The 22,017-nt window shown below is 62.7% G+C and carries 22 protein-coding genes; 17 read left to right on the top strand and 5 right to left on the bottom strand.

Annotated elements, in window-relative coordinates; genetic code table 11:
- Positions 1-22 precede the first annotated feature (22 nt).
- Both G9X68_RS14590 and G9X68_RS14585 read right to left on the bottom strand, forming a co-directional pair.
- Complete coding sequence (locus G9X68_RS14590) at positions 23-520, bottom strand: HIT family protein (RefSeq protein ID WP_171602953.1); 498 nt, start codon at positions 518-520, stop codon at positions 23-25.
- A 256-nt stretch (positions 521-776) separates the two neighbouring features.
- On the bottom strand, positions 777-2,147 hold the full coding sequence (locus G9X68_RS14585) for a lactonase family protein (RefSeq protein ID WP_171602952.1): 1,371 nt from the start codon (positions 2,145-2,147) through the stop codon (positions 777-779).
- A gap of 104 nt (positions 2,148-2,251) precedes the next feature.
- Between G9X68_RS14585 and G9X68_RS14580 the strand changes: the two genes are divergently transcribed.
- Together G9X68_RS14580 and G9X68_RS14575 are read left to right on the top strand one after the other, a co-directional pair.
- The gene (locus G9X68_RS14580) at positions 2,252-3,160 is read left to right on the top strand and encodes a LysR family transcriptional regulator (RefSeq protein WP_206679705.1); all 909 of its coding nucleotides are present in this window, start codon (positions 2,252-2,254) and stop codon (positions 3,158-3,160) included.
- 225 nt (positions 3,161-3,385) lie between these two features.
- Positions 3,386-4,309, top strand: a complete 924-nt coding sequence (locus G9X68_RS14575) for an MYG1 family protein (RefSeq protein WP_171602951.1) — start codon at positions 3,386-3,388, stop codon at positions 4,307-4,309.
- A 117-nt stretch (positions 4,310-4,426) separates the two neighbouring features.
- Here G9X68_RS14575 and G9X68_RS14570 read toward each other — a convergent pair whose 3' ends face one another.
- Positions 4,427-5,071, bottom strand: a complete 645-nt coding sequence (locus tag G9X68_RS14570; protein ID WP_171602950.1) for a LysE family translocator — start codon at positions 5,069-5,071, stop codon at positions 4,427-4,429.
- Positions 5,072-5,339: 268 nt separating this feature from the next.
- Here G9X68_RS14570 and G9X68_RS14565 point away from each other — a divergent pair, with 268 nt between their 5' ends.
- From G9X68_RS14565 to G9X68_RS14525, 9 genes are all read left to right on the top strand, one after another.
- Positions 5,340-5,729, top strand: a complete 390-nt coding sequence (locus G9X68_RS14565) for a c-type cytochrome (protein WP_171602949.1) — start codon at positions 5,340-5,342, stop codon at positions 5,727-5,729.
- A 163-nt stretch (positions 5,730-5,892) separates the two neighbouring features.
- Positions 5,893-6,711, top strand: coding sequence for a cytochrome c oxidase subunit II (locus tag G9X68_RS14560; RefSeq protein ID WP_171602948.1), 819 nt, complete (start codon positions 5,893-5,895; stop codon positions 6,709-6,711).
- Positions 6,712-6,758: 47 nt separating this feature from the next.
- Positions 6,759-8,537 (top strand): cytochrome c oxidase subunit I, encoded by a 1,779-nt coding sequence (gene ctaD, locus G9X68_RS14555; RefSeq protein ID WP_171602947.1) that lies wholly within the window; start codon positions 6,759-6,761, stop codon positions 8,535-8,537.
- Positions 8,534-9,253 carry a cytochrome c oxidase subunit 3 gene (locus G9X68_RS14550; protein ID WP_171602946.1) on the top strand — a complete coding sequence of 240 codons (720 nt, stop codon included), beginning with the start codon at positions 8,534-8,536 and terminating at the stop codon, positions 9,251-9,253. Before ctaD ends, G9X68_RS14550 begins: the two co-directional genes overlap by 4 nt.
- Before the next feature lie 11 nt (positions 9,254-9,264).
- Positions 9,265-9,984: a heme-copper oxidase subunit III family protein gene (locus G9X68_RS14545; RefSeq protein ID WP_171602945.1), complete on the top strand. Its 720-nt coding sequence runs from the start codon at positions 9,265-9,267 to the stop codon at positions 9,982-9,984.
- 7 nt (positions 9,985-9,991) lie between these two features.
- Entirely contained in the window at positions 9,992-10,357 is a 366-nt protein-coding gene (locus tag G9X68_RS14540; protein ID WP_171602944.1) for a cytochrome C oxidase subunit IV family protein, read from the top strand.
- A gap of 69 nt (positions 10,358-10,426) precedes the next feature.
- Positions 10,427-11,212, top strand: coding sequence for an ATP-grasp domain-containing protein (locus G9X68_RS14535; protein ID WP_171602943.1), 786 nt, complete (start codon positions 10,427-10,429; stop codon positions 11,210-11,212).
- Between the two features lie 524 nt (positions 11,213-11,736).
- Positions 11,737-13,257 carry an FAD-dependent monooxygenase gene (locus tag G9X68_RS14530; RefSeq protein WP_171602942.1) on the top strand — a complete coding sequence of 507 codons (1,521 nt, stop codon included), beginning with the start codon at positions 11,737-11,739 and terminating at the stop codon, positions 13,255-13,257.
- A 315-nt stretch (positions 13,258-13,572) separates the two neighbouring features.
- Positions 13,573-14,154: a dienelactone hydrolase family protein gene (locus tag G9X68_RS14525; protein ID WP_171602941.1), complete on the top strand. Its 582-nt coding sequence runs from the start codon at positions 13,573-13,575 to the stop codon at positions 14,152-14,154.
- A gap of 97 nt (positions 14,155-14,251) precedes the next feature.
- Here the strand turns inward: G9X68_RS14525 and G9X68_RS14520 are convergent, their stop codons facing one another.
- Positions 14,252-14,626 (bottom strand): VOC family protein, encoded by a 375-nt coding sequence (locus G9X68_RS14520; protein WP_171602940.1) that lies wholly within the window; start codon positions 14,624-14,626, stop codon positions 14,252-14,254.
- A gap of 8 nt (positions 14,627-14,634) precedes the next feature.
- Positions 14,635-14,811, bottom strand: a complete 177-nt coding sequence (locus tag G9X68_RS14515) for a hypothetical protein (RefSeq protein WP_171602939.1) — start codon at positions 14,809-14,811, stop codon at positions 14,635-14,637.
- 265 nt (positions 14,812-15,076) lie between these two features.
- On the opposite strand from G9X68_RS14515, the gene G9X68_RS14510 reads away from it, so the two are divergent.
- The 6 genes from G9X68_RS14510 to G9X68_RS14485 all read left to right on the top strand — a co-directional run bounded on the left by G9X68_RS14510 (position 15,077) and on the right by G9X68_RS14485 (position 21,732).
- Positions 15,077-16,057: an SDR family oxidoreductase gene (locus tag G9X68_RS14510; RefSeq protein WP_171602938.1), complete on the top strand. Its 981-nt coding sequence runs from the start codon at positions 15,077-15,079 to the stop codon at positions 16,055-16,057.
- A 106-nt stretch (positions 16,058-16,163) separates the two neighbouring features.
- On the top strand, positions 16,164-17,237 hold the full coding sequence (locus G9X68_RS14505; protein ID WP_171602937.1) for a helix-turn-helix domain-containing protein: 1,074 nt from the start codon (positions 16,164-16,166) through the stop codon (positions 17,235-17,237).
- Between the two features lie 215 nt (positions 17,238-17,452).
- The gene (locus G9X68_RS14500; protein WP_171602936.1) at positions 17,453-18,685 is read left to right on the top strand and encodes an efflux RND transporter periplasmic adaptor subunit; all 1,233 of its coding nucleotides are present in this window, start codon (positions 17,453-17,455) and stop codon (positions 18,683-18,685) included.
- A complete protein-coding gene (locus tag G9X68_RS14495; protein ID WP_171602935.1) occupies positions 18,682-19,380 on the top strand; it encodes an ABC transporter ATP-binding protein in 699 nt (232 codons plus the stop codon). The genes G9X68_RS14500 and G9X68_RS14495 overlap by 4 nt, the downstream gene beginning before the upstream one ends.
- Complete coding sequence (locus G9X68_RS14490) at positions 19,377-20,516, top strand: ABC transporter permease (protein ID WP_171602934.1); 1,140 nt, start codon at positions 19,377-19,379, stop codon at positions 20,514-20,516. The genes G9X68_RS14495 and G9X68_RS14490 overlap by 4 nt, the downstream gene beginning before the upstream one ends.
- A 4-nt stretch (positions 20,517-20,520) precedes the next feature.
- Positions 20,521-21,732 carry an ABC transporter permease gene (locus G9X68_RS14485; protein ID WP_171602933.1) on the top strand — a complete coding sequence of 404 codons (1,212 nt, stop codon included), beginning with the start codon at positions 20,521-20,523 and terminating at the stop codon, positions 21,730-21,732.
- Positions 21,733-22,017 lie beyond the last annotated feature (285 nt).

The following is a 22,017-nucleotide window of genomic DNA, read 5'->3' as shown; positions in this document are numbered from 1 at the left end:
GGCAGCCGGGACAGGCGCTGTCTTAGGCTTGAGGCGCCGGAAACCGCATTGCCTCCCGCAACAGCTTGATGACCTCTGAGACCGATGGCCCGCTGACGGGCGGCGGCTTCGCGCGTTCGCAGAATTCTCGCCAGACAAACAGCGTCAGTTCGGCGCCATCCGTTGCGGTTTCCCCCGGTCCCTCTGCAAAATTATCGAGCAGGCGATATCGAGTATCCTTCCAGAACAACTCCTCCACCCAGTCATATATCGGGATCATATGGAAATGGATTGGATAACCGGGCGCGTGCCCGTATCGACCGATATAGACGCGCTGTGCATTCAGTTCCCGTTTCAGGACGCTCTGAGCCTTTGCGAGCAACGGGCCGAATTCGGCCAAAGCATCTTCCGGCAAATCCGACAGATCGTTAGTGTCGGTCTTGGAGCTGATCATGAGATAACCGGGAAGGGCGGAGTTCATGCGGTGGTTCACAAGCCATCCGACCGTCTCGGCAACATGAAAATGTTCAGGAATCTCCAAGCGCTGCCTCTTTCCGCTTTCGCAAATGTCCTATTTACTTCTGAGGCCGCCTGTTTCGGCCCAGGTCGCCTCACCTTCGCCGTCTGCGCAAATGATGGGTTTCCATCCAACGGCTGTTTTCCTTCGTGGTCGCTGCCGCGAGATTCCCGAGGAAGGCAATGGGTTGCGCCTGATATTTGCCACGGCGCAAGATAGGTGACTTTGCGATGGCTGCAAAGCGCATCCGAGATATGACCAAGGCCGATCTCCGGGCGCCCTACGGTGCGAGATCGACATGGTGGGCGCCGTGCGGCAGCGGCACGCGGCCGAGCCGATTAAGCGTCGGCCGGTCGCCTTTTTCGACGCGGAAGACTTCGAGCCCCGGGCCGGCCTCAGGCCCTGCGCCGTCATGGCCCTGGAACACAGTGGCGAGGAAATGGTCTCCCGTGTCGTCGAAGGCGCCGCCTTCCGGAAGGGAGCCCTCGAAGGGATAGTCGGCGAGCTTCGTCATGGCGCCGGTTGCCGGGTCGAAGCTCAAAAGGGTGACGCTGGCGTTGCGGTGGAATCGGGCAGAGCCGGGCGGGATGGCCGTGCCGCGCATGTTGACGGTGGCGACGAGCCGGCCATCCGGGTTGATGGCGATGCCCTCGGAGGAAAGGTCTGTCTCGGCGCCGCCGCGGAGATCGTGACGGGCCGATTGCGGCGATGCTGCGGGATCGGCGAGCCTGATGACGCTGATCGTCGACGGTGTCTGCGGAATGCGGCCCTCCAGGTTTTTGGCGGCGAAGTTCCGGCCCCAGTTGGCGGTGAGATAATGGCGCCCATCCGGCGCGAAACGGCCGACGAAGGGATCGGCGCCAACCTCGACGACATTGCCCCAGGGGCGCAGCATGGGCGCGTCGTCGGCCCCGGTGACCTCGAAGAAGGCGACCCGGTTTTGCGTGTTGATGTTGACCGCCAGGAAACGGCCTGAGGGATGCCAGTGGACGTTGGTCGCGGTCACGCCGCCGCGTGGGTTCGGCGCCGATCCTCTCACCTCGAGGTCGGCGAGGTCGAACCGGGTGAGGCGGCCGAAGCGACCGTCGCGATAGGTGACGATCTGGACGAAGCTCGCCTCCGGCGTGTTGGAGACGACGGCAACGCTCTCTCCATCAGGGCTGAGTGACAAGGCCTCGGGGAAGGCTTCGATCTCCACCGTGTCGGAGAGGCGGAGTGCTGCGCCGTCCGAAAGGTCGACCGCGAAGAGACGCCGGCCCGGCGGTAGGTCGCTGACACTGTTGTCGCCCTCGGGACGTTCGCCCAGCCTTTCCGTGACGAAGGCGGTTTGCCCGTCTTCACTGAGGGCTAGGATTTCAGGCGCCGAGGTCACCGAATTGGAGATCGGTATCGAGCCGGTGACGATCTTGTCGCTGCGCGGAGACATAATCGTCAACAGGTCGCGATAGCCGGCTTTTTGCGGCGCAAGCTCAGCGGTGCCATAGGTTCGGGCGAGGAAATCACCGTCGGAGATGACGGCGATCCGGCTCGCCGAAATGCGGCTGAGAATACTGGACGCAGCCTGGGCGTCCTCGGCGGCCTGCATGCTCTGTGGTGCGGCGAGGCCGAAGCTGATGGCGAGCGTTGCAGCGGCGAGGATTGGTCCTTTCATGATCCTGCTCCTTGTTGACGGTCCTTTGAAAATGCCGCGTTGCTGATAATTTTCCAATTGCAATCCTGCCGCCTGTGATAGGTATTTTGCATCAGGAGGTTGTCTTGGATATCCGCACGCTCGCCTGTTTCGTGGCCGTTGCTGAAGATCTGCATTTTCGCCGTGCGGCGGAACGGATGAATCTGACGCAGCCGGCGCTCAGCCAGCGGATCCGGGCGCTGGAAGGAGAGGTCGGGGCCGATCTCTTCGAGCGTGACCGCCGCAGCGTGGCACTAACGCCGGCGGGAGCGGCCTTCCTCAGTCCGGCTCGCGAGGCGGTGCGGCAGGCTGGCATAGCGAAGGCGGAGGCCATGCGGGCGGTGCGCGGCGAGGTCGGGCGTCTGCGGCTCGGCTTCACACCCATTGCCTTTTACGGCGTGCTGCCGGAGGCGGTGCAGGCGTTTCGTGCCCGCTACATGCAGATCGAAGTCGATCTCATCGAGATGAGCTCGCCTTTGCTGGAAACCGCCCTTGCATCGGGTGACATCGACCTCGGCGTGCTGCATCCGCCGCTGACGCGCGATCTGATCATCTACCCCCTGCCGGACGAGCCGTTCGTGCTGGCGCTTCCGGCGATGCACCGGCTGGCGGGGCAGCCGGTCATCCGCGTCGCCGATTTGGCCGGCGAGCCCCTGCTGCTTGCGCCGCGGGCGATCGGCCCCAGCATATACGACCGTGTGATCGCCCTTTTCAGCAGCGAGGGCATCAGCCCGCTGATCGTCCAGGAGGTGACGCCGATGACCACGCTGGTCGGCCTGGTCGCGGCCGGAACCGGCCTCGGTTTCGTTACCGCAGGCATCGCCCGGGCGGCCCGGCCGGGCGTCGCCTATCGTCCCGTTCTGCCTGAGCCGCCATCCCTGCCGATTGCCGCCGCATGGCGCCAACCTGCATTGTCCGCCAGTGGCGAACACTTCCTGGAGATTGTGAGAGGGTTGGTTGTGGAAGGAGCCGCATCGGGGGGAGGCCGATCCTGAGATGCTCGGGTCAAAGGCAGGAGCCTCGAAGGTCCAGGAGAGCCGTGGCGGCGTAGGGCGCTTCGGTTGCCGCGGATTTGCTCTTGCTGTTCCAGCGCCGGGGTCCCTGCCGTTGCCAATGCGCCAAAGTCCAAGAGCCTCATCCCATAGAGGCTTGTCGTCATATCCGCCAACCGCTATCTGGTGCTGACCCAGGCGGACCCGCCGAAAACGACAAGGCCTTTCATGATCCCCGATTTCCTCGTCACCCATTCCGGTGGCTTCCATGCCGACGAACTGCTGTCGAGCGTCATTCTGACTCGGCTTTTCCCGCAGGCGCGTATCGTCCGCAGTCGGGCGCCGGAATGGATCACGCCGGGCGAGGACCGCATCGTCTACGATGTCGGCGGCGCCTATGACCCTGCTGCCGGGATATTCGATCACCACCAGCGCGGCGCACCGTTGCGCGAAGATGGCCAGCCCTACAGTTCGTTCGGCCTGATCTGGAAGCATTATGGCCGCGATTATCTCGCAGCTTCCGGCCTTCCCGAAGCACATGTCGAGGCGATGCATGGCTCTTTCGACGCCAGCTTCGTGCTGCCCGTCGATCTGACCGACAATGGCGCGCTCAGCCCCTCCGGGCCGTTGGCCGGCTTGACGCTGCCGGTGCTGTTGGAAACGCTGAAACCGGTCTTCGACGATGCCGACCCTGCGGCCGACGACCGCGCCTTCCATGCCGCCCTTGCCATCGCCCGCAGTTTCGTCGAGGCCAGGATCGCCCAGAGTGCCGCGAAATTGCGGGCCGAGACGATCGTGTATCGGGCAATCGAAGCCGCGGGGCAGGGGCGCGTTCTGGAATTGCCGAGGGGCATGCCCTTCCGTCCTGCCATCGTCAAGGCGGGCGCCGATCACCTGCTGTTCGTCGTCCATCCGCGCGAAAAGGATTGGTGCGTGACTGGTATCCGCCGCGCCGAGGAGGGGTTTGAACTCAGGGCCGACCTGCCGGCGGCCTGGGCCGGGCTCACCAATGGCGCGCTGGAAGCAGTGTGCGGCATAGAGGGCGCGAGCTTCTGCCACAACGGCCGCTTCATCGCCGCCGCCAGGACCCGAGAGGCGGCGCTTTCCATGGCCGAGTTGGCGGTAAAAGAGGCGCTTTCGGGGCGTAGTTAAATGGCGGCAGTTGAGGTTGCGTGAGGCCGGTATCATATCCAGTCCCGGCGACAGGTCGCTGATCCTGTTGCCGCGGACGTTCGCCCAGCCGTGACGAAGGCGGTTTGCTCGTCTTCGCTATCCGGCCTGCAATGTCGCCATCTTGGCGCCGAAGCCGATGAAGACCACGCCTGTCGCGGCTTTCAGCCAGCGCTGGAAGCGCTGGTTGCGCGCTGCTCTGGCGAGCCTCGCAAAGAGCATGACCATCGAGCCAAACCAGATGACGTTGAGGCTGGCATGGACGGTGACCAGAAGGAAAGCCTCGCCGATCGCGGCCCGGCCATTGGCATCGTGATGGATGAACTGCGGGAAAACCGCGAGGTAGAACATCGACACCTTCGGATTCAGGGCGTTGGTGAGGAACCCCTCGAGGAAGGCGCGGGGGAGGTGCCTTACCTTACGGGAAGGGGCCACTGACGTTACGGCAGCATAACCGCGCCAAGCGCCGACCAGCGCCTTGATACCGATCCAGCAGAGATAGGCGGCGCCAATTATCTTGACGGCGAGGAAGGCCTGCGCCGACTGCGCCAGCAGCAGGGAGATGCCGCAGATCGACAGGGTGCCGTGCACATAGAAGGCGGCGACGAAGCCGGCAATATTGGCGAAACCGGCGCCACGCCCCGAGGCCGGCACCGTCTTGGCGATGAGGACGCCGTTAGGCCCGGGGGAAATGATCAGCAGCGAGGTGACGAAAGCAAAAGACAGAATTTCAGCAATCGACATTGCGCGCTTTTCCTAGGCTGGTTTCGAGGGCGGCTTTGAAGCCGACGGTCAAGTATGTCGTCGCCGATACCGGCGTCAATATCCAATCCTCTAGGGTGACGGACCCTCCCGGGAGGACGGGAACAGGCCTGGCCCGCGTCCCAATTGTGGAACCGATTGACTTGCTGCCGCGAAGGACTAAGCTTTAAGTCATACAACCACTACCCACACGCGAGAGATTGCGGAGAGTGCAAGTGGCTGGCAACCTTGAGGAGGATGGGGGTTTGCCGTGGATTACCGTGTTGTTCTGCTGATCGCCACAGCCATCACTGCCCTTTCCCCCGGCAATGCCGGGGCGCAGGAGGGTGATGCGACGGCCGGTGCTGCCGTTTTCAAGAAATGCGTGACCTGTCATGTCGCTGATTCCGATACGAACAAGGTTGGTCCGTCGCTGAACAAGTTGTTCGGGCGAAAGGCCGGAACACATCCTGGTTTCGCCTATTCGACAGGCATGAAGGCGGCCGGCGACGGCGGTCTCGTCTGGGACGAGGCGACGCTGCGCGACTATCTGCACAATCCGAAAGCGAAGGTTAAGGGCACGAAGATGGCCTTCGTCGGCGTGAAGGACGAGCAGGAGATCACCAATCTCATCGCTTATCTCAAACAATATTCTCAGTGATGGGCATATTCCCAGTGACGGGCAATACTCCAAATGGCGGCTCGCGGCTGGGGCGCATGCCTAAATTGCCGTAATTGCCGATATTTTCTATCTGTGCGATAATAAACACGGACTTTTTGCGGAATGCGGTTTCACGGGTCAACCTGCTCGAGGAGGAGCGGACATGGCTGTCGTGCTGATCCTCGTCCTGATTGTCGTCGGCTCCGTGCTGTTCCATGTGCTGAGCCCGTGGTGGTGGACGCCGATCGCGTCCAACTGGACCTATATCGACACCACCCTCGTCATCACCTTTTGGATCACCGGCATCGTCTTCGTGGCGGTGGTTTCGTTCATGGCCTATTGCGTCTTCCGCTTCCGGCACAAGCCGGGCAACCGGGCACATTACGAGCCCGAGAACCGTAGGTTGGAATTGCTGCTGGGAGGGGGAACGGCGGTCGGCGTTGCGGCGATGCTGGCGCCTGGCCTCATCGTGTGGAACCAGTTCATCACGGTGCCTGCCGATGCCGCATCGGTCGAGGTCGTCAGCCAGCAGTGGCTGTGGAGTTTCCGGCTGCCTGGAGCCGACGGAAAGCTCGGCCGCGCCGAGACGCGCGACGTCACCCCCGAAAACCCGCTCGGCCTTGATAAAAACGACGCAAGCGGCCTTGACGACGTCATCATCGAGGGCGGCGAACTGCATCTGCCGATCGGCAAGCCGGTGCATATATTGCTGCGCTCGGTCGACGTGCTCCATGATTTCTACGTGCCGGAATTCCGCGCCAAGATGGACATGATCCCCGGCATGATCACCTATTTCTGGTTTACGCCGACGCGGAAAGGGACCTTCGACATCCTCTGCGCCGAACTCTGTGGCGTCGGCCATGGGCAAATGCGCGGCACCGTCGTCGTCGACGAGGATGCGGACTACCAAACCTGGCTCGGACAGCAGCAGACATTCACCCAGCTTACGGCGTCATCGGGAGAGATGCCGCCGGCAAACTGAACCCCGCAGCGGTCGTAGACCGCTGGGAGACGTAGGGGAGAGAGATCATGGTCGAGATTCCATCCGACAGAGCAGACGCCATCCCCTCTGCCGAAGTCGAGGATGTCGAGCTTTATCATCCGCACAGCTGGTGGACGAAATATGTGTTCAGCCAGGACGCCAAGATCATAGCCGTGCAATATTCGGTAACGGCCATCGCAATTGGCCTGGTGGCGCTGGTACTCTCCTGGCTGATGCGGATTCAGCTCGCCTTTCCCGGATATTTCTCCTTCATCGATGCCGATCACTATTACCAGTTCATCACCATGCATGGCATGATCATGGTGATCTATCTCCTGACCGCGCTCTTCCTCGGCGGCTTCGGCAACTACCTCATTCCGCTGATGGTCGGCGCGCGCGATATGGTGTTTCCTTACGCCAACATGCTGAGCTATTGGATTTATCTGCTCGCAGTGCTGATCCTCGCCGCGGGCTTCTTCGCCCCCGGCGGCCCGACGGGAGCCGGTTGGACGCTCTATCCGCCACAGGCCGTTCTCTCCGGCACGCCGGGCGGCAAGGACTGGGGCATCCTGCTCATGCTCACCTCGCTGATCGTCTTCATCATCGGCTTCACCATGGGCGGGCTGAACTATGTGGTGACAGTGCTGCAGGGGCGCGCGCGCGGCATGACGCTGATGCGCATGCCGCTCACCGTCTGGGGCATTTTCACCGCGACCGTGATGGCGCTCTTGGCCTTTCCCGCCCTCTTCGTCGCCTGCGTCATGATGATGTTCGATCGCCTGCTGGGCACGAGCTTCTTCATGCCTGCCATCATCGAAATGGGCACGCAGCTGCAGCACGGCGGCGGCAGCCCGATCCTCTTCCAGCACCTGTTCTGGTTCTTCGGTCATCCGGAGGTCTACATCGTCGCATTGCCTGCCTTCGGCATTGTTTCGGACCTGATCAGCACGCATGCGCGCAAGAACATCTTTGGCTACCGCATGATGGTCTGGGCGATCGTCATCATCGGCGCGCTCAGCTTCGTCGTCTGGGCGCACCACATGTATGTCAGCGGCATGAACCCGGCCTTCGGCTTCTTCTTCGCCACGACGACGCTGATCATCGCCGTCCCGACGGCGATCAAGGTCTATAACTGGGTGCTGACGCTGTGGCGCGGCGACATCCACCTGACCCTGCCGATGCTCTTTGCGCTCGCCTTCATCGTCACCTTCGTCAATGGCGGGCTGACCGGCCTGTTCCTCGGCAACGTCGTCGTCGACGTGCCGCTGTCGGATACGATGTTCGTCGTTGCGCATTTTCACATGGTCATGGGCGTCGCGCCGATCCTCGTCATCTTCGGGGCGATCTATCACTGGTATCCGAAGGTGACGGGACGCATGCTAAACGACGTGCTCGGCCATATCCACTTCTGGATCACCTTCCTCGGCACCTATGCGATCTTCTTTCCGATGCATTATCTCGGTCTGCTCGGCGTGCCACGCCGCTACTTCGAGATGGGAGAGACGGCCTTCGTTCCGCCTTCGGCCCATACGCTGAATATCTTCATCACCGTCATGGCGCTGATCGTCGGGGCCGGGCAGATGGTCTTCCTCTTCAATCTGGTCTGGAGTCTTTTCCGGGGCAGGGAGTCCGGCGGCAATCCGTGGCGGGCGACGACGCTCGAATGGCAGACGCCGCAGACGCCGCCTGCCCACGGCAACTGGGGCAAGGATCTGCCTGTCGTCTACCGCTGGGCCTATGACTACAGCGTGCCCGGGGCGGCCGAGGACTTCATTCCGCAGACGGTGCCGTCAGGCGGCGGCGTCACAAGGGAGGTCCACGCATGAACGTCATGCTGATCTTCCTTGCCGCAATCGCCGCCATTATCTTCTGGTGGCTTTCCGGGCAGCGGTTGACCTCGAAGCCATGGCTCGAAACAGGGTCGGTGCAGCTGCCGGGTCATAACGGTGCCGAGCGGCAAAGGCTGCCGGCGCCGGCAGTGAAAATCGGGCTCTTCGTGTTTCTCGGCGTCGTCGGCGCAGTCTTCAGCCTTGCCGTCAGCGCCTATTTCATGCGTGCGGCGTCGGCGGACTGGTGGGCGACACCCGTTCCGCGGCTGCTTTGGGTGAACACCGCAGCACTTGCCTTGAGCAGCGCGGCGCTGCAATGGGCGAAACGTGAAGCGCAGCGCGACCGCATGGAAAGCCTGCGGCCGGCGCTTGTGGCAGGACTTGCGCTTGCCATCTTCTTCCTCGTCGGACAGATCCAGGCATGGCGGGAGCTGACGGCGGCGGGGTATGTGCTGGCCGATAACCCTTCCAACAGCTTCTTCTATATGCTGACCGGGCTGCACGGCTTGCATATCCTCGGCGGGCTTGCCGTGCTCGCGCACACGACGGTCAGGGCATTTTCAACCGACGTTGCGCCGGAGAGGCTGCGCCTCAGCGTCGATCTTTCCGCTATCTATTCGCATTTCATGCTCGCCGTCTGGCTGTTGCTCTTCGCGCTCTTTGCCGGATGGGCGAATGATTTCGTCGATCTCTGCCGCACACTGCTCAGCTAGGAGATTTGCAGATGGCACAGACTATCGAGACACACGGCGAGCCCGACCTCCGGCCAGCCGGTCTGCGCGGTGTCGCCGCCGATTTCAGCTCGGATCAGCGCGCCTTCAAGACCGCCTCCTGGGGCAAGGCGATGATGTGGATCTTCCTGTTGAGCGACACCTTCGTCTTCGGCTGTTTCCTGATCGCCTATATGACCGCCCGCATGTCGACGCCGGTCGCCTGGCCCAATCCGAGCGAAGTCTTCGCGCTCCACATCGGCGGCCAGAACGTGCCGCTGATCCTGATCGCGATCATGACTTTCGTGCTGATCTCGAGCAGCGGCACCATGGCGATGGCGGTCAATTTCGGCTATCGCCGCGACCGCCGCATGACGGCGATGCTGATGCTGCTGACGGCCGTTCTCGGGGCATGCTTCGTCGGCATGCAAGCCTTTGAATGGACGAAGCTGATCACCGAAGGCGTGCGACCCTGGGAGAACCCGTGGGGGGCGGCACAGTTCGGATCGACCTTCTTCATGATCACCGGTTTCCACGGCACCCACGTCACGATCGGCGTCATCTTCCTGCTCATCGTTGCCCGCAAGGTCTGGCGTGGCGATTTCGACGTGGAACGGCGCGGTTTCTTCACCAGTCGGAAAGGCCGCTACGAGGCCGTCGAAATCATGGGCCTCTACTGGCACTTCGTCGACCTGGTCTGGGTCTTCATCTTCGCGTTTTTTTATCTGTGGTGAGGTCGTCATGAGCGAGACAACGGCGCATGCGCAAAGCCAAACGGTGCATGCACAAACACACACCGGACAGCAGCACCCGATCCGGCTCTATCTCTTTGTCTGGGGCCTGCTCTTCGTGCTCAGCGCCTTATCCTACATGGTCGATTATCTCGGCATCCAGGGTTATCTCAGGTGGACGCTGATCCTCGTGTTCATGATGCTGAAGGCCGGGCTGATCGTCGCCGTCTTCATGCACATGGCCTGGGAACGGTTGGCGCTCGTCTACGCCATCCTGCTGCCGCCGCTGCTGGTGCTGGTTTTCGTGGCGCTGATGGTATCGGAAGCGGACTACACGATCTTCACCCGGCTGGCATTCTTTGGGGCGGGGCCGTAGGCATCGGATGCGATGACCTTTAAATAGATTCCTGGTCGTCCAGCGAGTCGTTGAAAGGCATCCAACAGAATGCAGTGGCTTCTCCAGCAGTTCGAAGATACTAGCAAGCTGGCCGAGGCGCTCGACCAGCTTGGAATCTCCTACACATGGCACAAGGTCGTACCGTTCGTCGGCGAGCTCATCCCCGAGCCGATCGTTGCTGATCCGGGTTCAGTAGTCATGTTCGGCTCCTACACGCTGTGGAAGAACGCCGAAGCGAACGGTTACCGGCCGGGTGTCTTCAAGCTGCGTCCTTTCGTTCACGAACAGGTGTGGCATCCTTACCTCCTCAACGGCGCTGATGCGCTGTTCCTGACACTCCGGGATGTCCCCCAGCGTCTGGCGGATGACGGCAGGGACTGGTTCCTGCGCCCGGTCGACGACAGCAAGGAGGAGCCCGGCAATGTTAAATCGACCGGCGAGATCATCCGTATGGCAGAGACGGTGCTGGCGCTCGACGAAGATGAAATCCCGAACGGATCGCTTCGTCACGACACGCTGCTGATGCTCACCGAGCCTGTTCGCATCTTGCGCGAATGGCGTCTTTGGGTGGTCGACGGTCGGATCGTCACCTATTCGCTCTACAAAGAGGGATCGCGTGTCGTCCACCGCCACGAGGTCGATGACGATGCGCTGGACTTCGGGCAGCGCATGGTCGACATCAATCCTGGCTACTCCCAAGCTTATGTCATCGATATCTGTCGGACCGAAGAGGGACTGAAGCTGCTTGAGACGAATTGCCTCAACGCCGCCGGGTTCTACGCCGCAGACCTCGTGAAGCTGGCGGCGGCGATCGACGGCCTGGCCCGCGACTGACGTCTTCCCGGCGAGGCGAGGGCGCTGGGGAGAATGAGCGCCCGACTGTCCCACCCGGAGGCTCCGTGTGGCTGGGGTCTTGTTGTTTCATCACGTACAGGGCTGACCCGAGGGTGCGCCCGCGTTCGCCGATGTCTCGCACGGCAAATCGGGAGAGCGTCAGCCTTGCCGGGCTGCTGCGATGAAATCGGCCGACTGGCAGATCAGCGCATCTCCCTCTATCTGCGGAAGAAATCTTGTACACGTCGTCCGACATGGCATAAGCGGCATTACCCCCGCAGACCTTCAGAAGAGAATATCTTCTGTTGCCGATCGATCGCTCGGCGGCTATGTTGCCGATGTCGGAAAAGGCATGACTTGGTGTGGTTGGCCCAAGTCCTTTCGGAAACGAAAGCTCTGTTCCTTGCCTCGCGCATGAGTTCTCCACGACGAACAACGGACGCTGTTCAAGCGTCCCATTGTTCGTCCGTGTGGTTCTCAAAACGACGAACTGCTCCGGTCGAACGACCATAAAGGAGTAGTTCATGCCCGATTTTCTCATGATTCATGACGTTGTGATTTCAGGTGCAGGTCCGGTCGGTCTGTTTCTGGCCTGCGAGCTGCGGCTGGCCGGCCTCTCGGTGTTGGTGCTGGAGCAGGCCGAAGACCCGCATTCGCCGTTGAAGCGGCTGCCGTTCGGCATGCGCGGCCTTTCCGCGCCAACCATCGAAGCCTTCTACCGTCGCGCGCTGCTGGATGACATCATGGCGCCGAAGCGCGAAAAAGATCAAGCGACTTCAGCGCATTGGATGCAGCAGCCGCGTCGCCCGGGCGGGCATTTCGCCGGCATTCAGTTCTTTCACGACACCATCGACACCTCGACGTGGCCCTATCGCCTGCCAGGTCCGGCCGGTACCAGCATGGCGGTCGAGATGGAGCACCTCGAATCCGCGCTGGCCGCCCACGCAAGCGCGATGGGTGTCGAGATCAGGCGCGGGCTCGGTGTCGATGGCTTCGACCAGTCGGGCGAAGGCGTGACCGTTCGCGCGGGTGGCCAGATCTTTCGCGGACGATGGCTCATCGGTTGTGACGGCGGGCGCAGCACCGTGCGCAGGGCAGGCGGCTTTGAATTCGTTGGCACCGATCCGGAGTTCACCGGCTATTCCGTTCAGGTCGAGATGGCCGGTCCGGAGAAGCTCGCCCCGGGCCGCCATTACACGCCAACAGGCATGTATACCTACCAAAAGCCCGGCACCATCGCGATGGTCGATTTCGACGGGGGCGCGTTTCACCGAACGCAGCCGATTACGCCGGAGCATGTGCAATCGGTGTTGCGGCGTATTTCCGGCGCCGATGTCACGGTGACGGGCCTTGAGCTTGCCACCACCTGGACGGATCGCGCCTACCAGGCGACGGCTTACCGCAAGGGCAGAGTGCTGCTTGCAGGTGACGCCGCGCACATCCATTCCCCGTTGGGCGGCCAGGGCCTGAATCTCGGGCTCGGCGATGCGATGAATCTTGGATGGAAGCTTGCAGCGACGATCCGCGGCGATGCGCCGGAGGGCCTGCTCGACAGCTATTTCGGCGAACGGCATCCAGTTGGAGTGCAGATTCTCGACTGGTCGCGCGCCCAGGTCGCACTGATGCGGCCGAGTCGGAGTTCGCGCGCGCTCGAAGCCATCATCCGCGACCTGATCGACACGCGTGACGGCGCGACATACTTTGCCGAGCGCGTCTGGGGTGTGTCTCTCCGCTACGATCTTGGCGGCAGTCACCCGCTGGTCGGCCGCAGCGCTCCCGATTTCGAGCTGGCCAACGGGACGAAGCTCGGCGATCATCTCAGGGAGGGCAAAGGCCTGCTTTTGGACTTTGACGCCGGTGCACCGCTGCAAGCGCTGGCAGGTCGCTGGAATGGGATCACCTATGTCGCCAGTGACGCCAGGGATCGGCTGGGACTGAGCGCGCTGCTCGTGCGCCCCGACGGTTTCGTGGCGTGGGCTGGTGAGGCTATACCTGACAATGAGAAAGCCGCGCAGGCCGCATCGCGGTGGTTCGGCAAAGCCTGAAACTATGCCGCCCCGCCATTGAGGTTTGGAAGGACGTTTCTTTGGCCGCTTTTCCCGCTCTAAAATGCCGGACTGAGCGCATGAAGGCATAGGAGAAGATCTGTGGAAAATGCCGTCGGAATGGAGCAGTCGATGTACAGGTCTCAGAAAGGTTTTTCAGCCTTATCAGTCCGGTAAAGCGTCACGGAGGTTTCCCACCGATCGGTTTTCGGCGGGTTTGCAGATGTTGTTCGGCAACGTGTCCGTACTCTTCCCGGCAAGGCGGCGACGCTGTAGAGTGGTGATGTGCCCGACCGTACCGCCCGGAGGCTCCTTATGGCTGAGATCCTCTTGTTCCATCACGCACAGGGGCTGACCCCGGGTGTGCGCTCGTTTGCCGACGATATCAGGGCAGCCGGTCACATCGTGCACACGCCTGATCTGTTTGACGGGCGCACATTCCCAAGCATCGAAGCGGGGATCGCCTATATCGGGGAGATCGGATTCGACGCCATGCGGGAGCGCGGCGTGCGCCTCGCCGGCGAATTGCCGCCCACGCTCGTCTATGCCGGGTTCTCGTTCGGGGTGCTGCCGGCGCAGAAGCTGGCGCAGACGCGGCCCGGCGCCCGCGGGGCTCTGCTCTTCTATTCCTGCCTGCCGATCAGCGGCGAGTGGGCCATCGGACCCTGGCCGGACGGCGTCGCGGTGCAGATCCACGGCATGGACAACGACCCGATTTTCGTCGGCGAGGGCGACATCGACGCCGCCCGCGAGATCGTGGAGAAGGTCGAGGACGCGGAGCTTTTCCTGTACCCAGGCGACCAGCACTACTTCGCCGACAGCTCGCTGCCGTCCTATGATGCGGATGCGACCGTGCTGCTCACCCTCCGCGTGATCGAGTTCCTGAATCGCGTCTGATCCAGACATTCCGCGGGAGATCCGGTTCGGCGCTGGTATGGCCGACCTGAGATGGGTGCCGTTCATGCTGCAGCGCGGGCTTTCGGCCCGGAGCGGACTATTCCGACACCACGCAGAAATTGTTGCCTTCGGGATCATTCAAGACCGTGTATCCATCCGCTTCGCGGACGAAGGTCGCGCCGAGCGATAGAAGCCGCTCTACCTCCCTGGCCCGATCGGGGGTGGCAATATCGAGATGAAGCCGGTTGCGGGCGGGACGTTCCCCTGAGCGAAGCTGGAAGCAAAGGCGGGTTCCGGGACCTTCGACCATCACGGTGGGGTCAGTCTCGGGTGTCAATCCGAGAGCGGCCAGGCGGGTCAGTTCGTCGTCGTCATATGGCATCACCTCGTAACCATCGAGCGCCTCCGCCCAGAAGCGGGCGACACGCGAGGGAATGTCGCAATCGATGACGATTTCTTTCAGCCTTGCCATGGAACCCTTCAAAAATTGTTGGGCCGGCGATGGCAAACGCGTTCGACGACCGCGCCGGCGACTGCCGGCAGCAATGCAAAAAGCACGAGCTGCGGTGTCTCCGACAGCATCAACAGGCGAGATATGAGAAAGGCGACCAGCAATCCTGCCAGCGCCCCGGCTGCATAGGGCAGATAATCCTTCAAGAGAACCTCCGTCTTGTGCTGATCTCAAACAGAAGAGGCATTATTGGCTTGAGATAGAGATCTTCGCGGTATCGGCAATGGCTGGTTGCGGCCGAACCTCACGTTGTCCGATCGGCTTATACGGAATGGCACCACGTTGGTTTACGGGACAGGTCGATCCAAACGACGCGAGCCGGTGTACGTGTTTTGCAGGAGACGACCGATTTCTTTCGCGCTATGAAGACTGACCGCATATCCCGCCACATCCGACACCGAGGTCCTTCCCATGGCTTTGAAAATCCTTTTCGTTGGCGGTACCGGCCAGATTTCATATCCATGCGTCGAGCGCGCCGTGGTTCAGGGCCACCATGTCAGCGTCTATAACCGCAGTTTGAGAGGCAACCCATTGCCTGCGGGGGTTACCGCGATCGTCGGCGATCTCGCGGCACCCGCCTATGCGGACTTGGCCAAGGCCAATTATGACGTCGTGTGCCAGTTCATTGCCTTTACGCCGGATCAAGTCGCGCGTGACATCGATGTGTTTGCCGGGCACTGCGGCCAGTACATCTTCATCTCTTCGGCTTCGGTCTATGAAAAGCCGCCGCGTCACTATGTGATTACCGAGCAGACACCGGCGATCAACCCCTATTGGCGCTATAGCCAGGACAAGATTGCCTGCGAGACGCTGCTCAAGAACTCCGAGAATCTCGCCTGGACCATCGTCCGTCCCAGTCACACCGTTCGCACCGGCCTGCCCATCATGATGGGTGACAGCGACGTCATGGCGAGACGCATGCTGGACGGCGAGCCCACCATCGTGGCGGGCGATGGCCACACGCCCTGGACACTGACCCGCTCGGTTGATTTCGCGGTGCCCTTTGTCGGGCTTTTCGGCAAGCCGGCGGCGTTGAACGAGATCTTCCACATCACCTCCGATCGCGCTCATATCTGGAACGATATTCAGACGGCGATCGCCAGATTGTTGGGCGTCGAGGCCAAGATCGTACACGTGCCGACGGACACCCTGGTCCGGTACAATCCGGAGTGGGTTGGCCCGCTGCGGGGCGACAAGGCATGGTCGGCGATCTTTGACAATTCAAAGGTCAAAAGCGTGGCGGGCGACTTCACCTGCGCCGAGAGCCTTGATGAAATTCTGGCGGAGCCGATCGTGCATCTCAAGCAGCGCCTGGCCAAGAACCGTCCGCCAAGGGGCGATCTCGATGCTTTGGTCGATCGGATCTGCGCAGCACAAAGCGCTCTCGGCTAGGCAGCTCGCAGTAGAGCAACTTCATGGCAATGCCGCTCACAAAAAAATCCCAGCCTAAACGCGTACTAAAACATGATGGAGGTCGCGCCGGCTGAGGATCTCGGCAATGATGGCCATCCATTCGCCACTCCGATCCTATCAGGCCATGCTGTTCATTCCGCTTCCCTTCGTCGTTGCCCTTCTGCTGCTCATCCTCTTCGTTGCCGTCCTCAGGCGCGACGAGGAGGCGCAGCCCAACCTGCCGTTTCTGGCACTGATTCTGCTCGCCGTGCTGCAATCAGCCCTCTCCGGCCTGCGCTGGGGCTACGGGGTGCAGGCGGTGGGCGTGATCATGCCTGTCACCGCGGCGATGGTGCCGCCGCTTGCCTATGCCGGGGTTTCGAGGCTGGTAAGGACGAGCCGGCGGCCGCTGCCGACGCGCATTGCACTGCATGCGGTGCCTGCCGCGGTCATCCTGCTTTTGATGGCGTTCCGGCGGGATGCGATCGATCTCGCGCTGGTGCTTGTTTTCGTCGGCTATGCCTTGGCGATCCTGCTTCTGATGCGGCCGGGCGCGGATGCGCTTCGGCTAGCGCCCTTCGAGGGAGCGGTGCCGGCCTATCGGGCAATCATCTTCGCGGCGGCGGCGCTGTGCCTGTCGGCCTTGGTCGATATCTTCGTCTTTTTCGATTTCACATGGGCGCATGGCGAGCATGCGCTGACGCTGATCAGCGTCAGCAATCTCGCGGTTCTCGTCATCCTCGGCATCGCGGCAGCCGCCGCCAGCCGAAGCCGGGCGCCGGCCGAGGCGGTGGAGACGGTGCTGAAGTCCGAAACGACCGAGGACAAGCAGACGATCGCCACGGTCGATGCGCTGATGGAGGCAAGGAAACTCTATCGCGACGCCAATCTCAATCTCGACCGGCTGGCCCGCAAGGCCGGCATTCCCGCTCGCCAGATCTCGGCGACGATCAACCGGGCGATGGACAAGAATGTCTCGCAATATGTCAATGACTACAGGATCGACGAGGCCTGCCGGCTGCTTGCTGCGACCCAGAAATCGGTGACCGAGGTGATGTTCGAGGTCGGCTTCCAGACCAAGTCCAACTTCAACCGCGAATTCCGCCGCGTCACGGATATGACGCCGCTTGCCTGGCGTGAGAGGAAGGGCGGATCCGGCGTCTCTTCGGCTTCGCCCTGAAGTGACGACTGTCCTCTCTCCAGCCTCATACTGAGGCGCCCGGTAGGGGCCTCGAAGCACGGGGCTGGCCGCCGGCGCTTCACACAGCCAGATGCACACAATCACCCGCCCTCGTGGTTCGAGACGGCCCTTCGTTCGTCACTGCAATCGATTCACTGGATCGATTGCTCCGCTTCGCGGACCGCTTCTCACCCTCACCATGAGGGCTGACCCGGGTGCCTTGCCGCGCCAAGTACACAATCGCGATCGAGGACTGTCAGAAACGCGTTCGAGGTCGCGGTTTTGTTGCCGTTGGTCATTCTGGCGGCATGAACACGACATCAGAACATGACCGAGACCTTGCCGCCAAGTTGAGATCGCTTTCGATCGAGCCCGCGGCCTTCAAGACGGAACCGCCGGATCGTCAGGCCCGGCGGCGGGTGATTCCCGGAGCAATACTGGCCCTTGTCGCGACGGCATCGCTGGCGGTGGCGCTTCTCTATCGGCCCGAAACGCTGGAGCGCATCGAGACTGTGCTTGCGGGTCTCATAGGCGAGGACGAGGCCGCAATATCCGTCGATGGAACCGACGTGCCCGCCGCCGGTCCTATCCGGGCGCTGCCCTCAGATACCCCAGAGGAGAGGGGATTGCCAACCCGGGAAGTCACCGGCTCCGGCTACGTCGTGGCGCCCGATATCGCTACCGTCTTTTCCAAATATGAAGGTCGGATCGTTGCCGTCGAGGTCGAGGCGGGCGACAGGGTCGTACCAGGCCAGGTGCTGGTGCGGCTCGATGATGCCGGCGCCCGCTTTGCGCTTCAGGGAGCCGAGATCACCCGGCAATCGGCGGAGTTGGCGCTGGCAGCGAAGACTATTGAATTGGCGCAGGCGCGGTCCTCCCTCATGCGCACCGAGCGGCTGGCCGGGCGCGATGCGATGTCGGCGCAGACGCTGGAGGAGGCGAAGACGGCGTTCGACACTGCCGAAAATGCTGCCCTGCAGGCACGGCAGGACGTGGCCAAGGCGGATCTCGATATCGACAGGGCGCGCGAGCAGGTGGAAGCGCTGACCGTCCGGGCGCCGATATCAGGCACCGTCACGCGACTTACCGCACATGTCGGCGACACCGTGCTGTCGAGAGAGGACAGCGTCCGGGAGAATGAAAGCCTGCTTGCGATTGCCGACATGGCAAACATGGTCATCGATGCCGACGTGGCCGAGGCGAATATCGCCTTGATGCGGTCGGGGTTGCGTGGCGAGGCGGTGCTCGACGGCTTTCCCGACCGGCCCTTTGCGGTCGAAATATCGAAGATCGCGCCAATGATTTCGCGGGAGAAGGGGACAGTGACGCTACGCCTGGCACTCTCCTCGCCGCCGTCAGACATGCGTCCCGCCATGGCCGCGCGCATCCGCCTTCTGGTGGGTGAGGCCGGGGATAGCACAGACCATCAGCAAGGAGCAGAGCGATGACCGACACTCAAGAACCCTATATCGCGCTTCGCGGCGTCAGGAAGGCATTCAGGATCGGCGCGGAGACGATCCCGATCTTTTCCGGGCTCGACCTTTCCATTGCACGTGGCGATTTCGTCGCCGTCATGGGGCCGTCGGGTTCGGGGAAATCGACGCTGCTCAACATGCTCGGCGGCATCGACAGCCCCGACGGAGGGGAGATCAGGATCGGCCGCAGCCATCTCGAGCAGATGGGCGAAGGCGCCAGAGCCGCCTGGCGCGCACACAGCATGGGCATCGTCTTCCAGTTCTACAACCTGCTGCCGATGCTGAATGCGGGCGAGAATATCGAGCTGCCGCTGCTGTTGAAGCCGCTCAAGCGCAAGGAGCGGCGGGCGCGCGTCGAGACCGTCATGGATCTGGTCGGGCTCTCCGGGCGACAGCGGCAGTTTCCATCCAGCATGTCCGGCGGGCAGCAGCAGCGCGTCGGCATCGCCCGCGCCATCGTCGGCGATCCCGACCTCTTGCTCTGCGACGAACCGACCGGCGATCTTGACCGGAAATCCGCCAATGATATCCTCGAGATGCTGGGCTTTCTCAATCGCGAGCTTCAGAAGACCATCATCATGGTCACGCATGATCCCGAGGCCGCCTCCTTCGCCCGGCGCACGCTGCATCTCAACAAGGGCGAATTCGCCGAGGGGGCAGACCGATGACCGTCTTCGAACTCATGCGGCGCAATGCCTGGCGCAAACGGCTGCGCGCCGTGCTGCTGATGTTTTCCGTCGGCATCGCCTTCCTGATCTATGGGCTGACGGCGAGCTTCGTCAGCGGCAGCCAGGGGGCGACAGGCGCCAGCGACAATCTGCTCGGCGTCTTCAACAAATCGGGCCGGGGGCTGCCGCTGCCCTTCGCCTATCTGAACAGGATCGCGGCCGACGGCGATGTCGCCGCCGTCGCCTATACCGCGCGCATGCGCGGTTTCGTCGAGGTCGCGAAGAATGTGGTCGTCGTCAGCGCCGTCGATCCGAGCGCGATTGCCGCCGCCAATGGCAAAGAGCTCGGGCTGACACCGGAGCTGATCGCCGCGCTCGAAGAGGGCGGCGACCGGGTGCTGGTCGGCAGGGCGTTGGCCGAGGCGCAGGGCTGGTCGGTCGGCCAGCGCATCGGCGTCACCAGCCAGCTTATGAAGGAGGACGGCAGCCGTGATTGGGGTTTCGTGATCGCGGGTATCTTCGAGGGGGCCGATGCCAGCACCGACACCTATTTCATGCTCGCTCGCTACGACACGATCAATGCGGCCCGCGCCCGCGACAAGGATACGGTCGACGCCTTCGTGGTGCGCCCGCGCCAGGGCGTTTCATCAGGCCTGCTCGCGGCGCGAATCGACGCGCTTTTCGCCAATTCGGCGGCTCAGACCAGGACGCAGTCGGAAAAGCAGTTCCTCGAGGCCTTTCTCCGCCAATTCGCCGATGTCGGCCTGATCGTCAGCCTCGTCGTCGGCGCCGCTTTCGTGACGATCCTGATGATCGCTGTGAACACCATGCTCTTTGCCGTGAGGGAACGCCGCTTCGAAATCGGCGTCATGAAAGTGCTCGGCTTTTCCGGCGGGCGGATCATGGCGCTCATCCTCGGCGAGACGCTGTTCATCTTCGCCGTCGGCGGCGCGGGCGGGCTCATTCTCGCCAAGCTCGCGACGCTCTCGATCGGGCCGGCATTCGGCCTCGTCTTCAGCGCCGATGTGCTGCTGAAATCCGTCGCGATCATTGTCGGTCTCGGCCTCATGACCGGGCTGTTGCCCGCCTTCAGCGCCATGCGGCTGCCCATCGTCAACGCTTTCAGGACGAGATAATCCAATGTCATCAGCGCTCAAGCAGACCTTTCTCATGATCAGAATCAACCTCGGCAGCCTGCCGCGGCGGCTGGCGATCTCGTTGTCGATGGTACTCTCGGTCGCCCTTGTCGCGGCGGTACTCGCAGGCTTCCTGGCGATGGCGCGCGGCTTCGAGGCCGCGCTTGCCGGGGCCGGCTCGCCCGATGTCGCCGTTATCCTCGGCGGCGGCACCAACCAGGAGACCGGCTCGGATGTGCCGGCCGAGGCGATCCGCAGCCTTGCCGCCATGAGCGGCGACACGGGGATTGCCCGCGACAGTGAGGGCGGGCTGGCGCTGTCGCGCGAGACCGTCGTTCCCGTCGATATCAGGGCAAGCGACGATGCCGACCAGACATTGTCGCTGAGGGGCATGGACGCGGCAGGCCCGGGCTTGCGCGAGCGCGCCCGGCTTTCTGAAGGGCGGTTATTTTCGCCCGGCGCCCGCGAGATCGTCGTCGGCGCCCGCATCGCCCAGACTTTCTCCGGCTTTGCCGTCGGTGAGACGGTGCGCTTCGGCGCGGTCGACTGGAGGGTCGCCGGCCATTTCACCTCAGGCGGCAGCGCCTTCGAATCCGAGATCTGGGCGGATTTGGAAGCGGTGCAATCGGCCTTCGACCGGCAGGGGCAGGTGCAGAGCCTGCGGGTGCGGCTCGATGGCGGGAGCGATGCCGCGAGCGCATTGGCGACGTTGCGCGCACGCCTGTCCGGTCTCTCAGGTCCGCCCCTCACCGCCGTCTCCGAGGCTGATCTCTATGCCGCGCAGGCCGAGCGCACCGAGAGCCTGATCCGCCTGTTCGGCTGGCCGATTGCGCTCTTGATGGCGGTCGGCGCCACGGCCGGGGCGTTGAATACGATGATGAGCTCGGTCTCCGACCGGACCGTCGAGATCGCCACGCTGCGGCTGCTCGGTTTCGGCCGCCTGCCGGCCTTCGCCGCGACCTGGATCGAGGCCGTGCTGCTTTCCGTCGCGGGTGCGGCGTTCGGCATCCTCGCCTCCCGTCTTGCCTTCGACGGCTGGCAGGCAAGCACGATGGGCGCCAACAATACCAAGATGGCCTTCCAGCTCGACGTCACCCCTGACGTCATCCTGACGGCGGGTTTGCTGGGTCTTGCTATCGGCATCATCGGCGGCGCGCTGCCGGCGCTTGCGGCGACGCGGTTGCCGCTGAGGGCGGCGTTACAGGCGAGGGGGTGAAATCGCGCCGTGGGGGGCCTCGAAGGACGGGGCCGCTGCGGCGAGTTGGAGTGCGTTGCCGCCCAGCCGTCACCGAACGATGCGAGCCCCGATTTATGCAATTACAGTGCCAAAAGTTTTTCGGACAGGTTGCAGCTTTCCGGTATCGTATCAGACCTGCGCGATTGCCTGTGGAATAAGGCCCGCGAGCCCGCGCTCTGCCCCATTGACAACATCTTATCGCCTTCTTGCCGTGGCCGGTTGCCCCCGCCGCATCCGATCGGCCGATCCTGGTCGATCCCGGCG

The organism is Rhizobium changzhiense, from assembly GCF_013087625.1.
In the GTDB taxonomy this organism is placed as follows: domain Bacteria; phylum Pseudomonadota; class Alphaproteobacteria; order Rhizobiales; family Rhizobiaceae; genus Rhizobium; species Rhizobium sophorae.
This window is presented reverse-complemented; position numbering and strand designations above follow the sequence as displayed.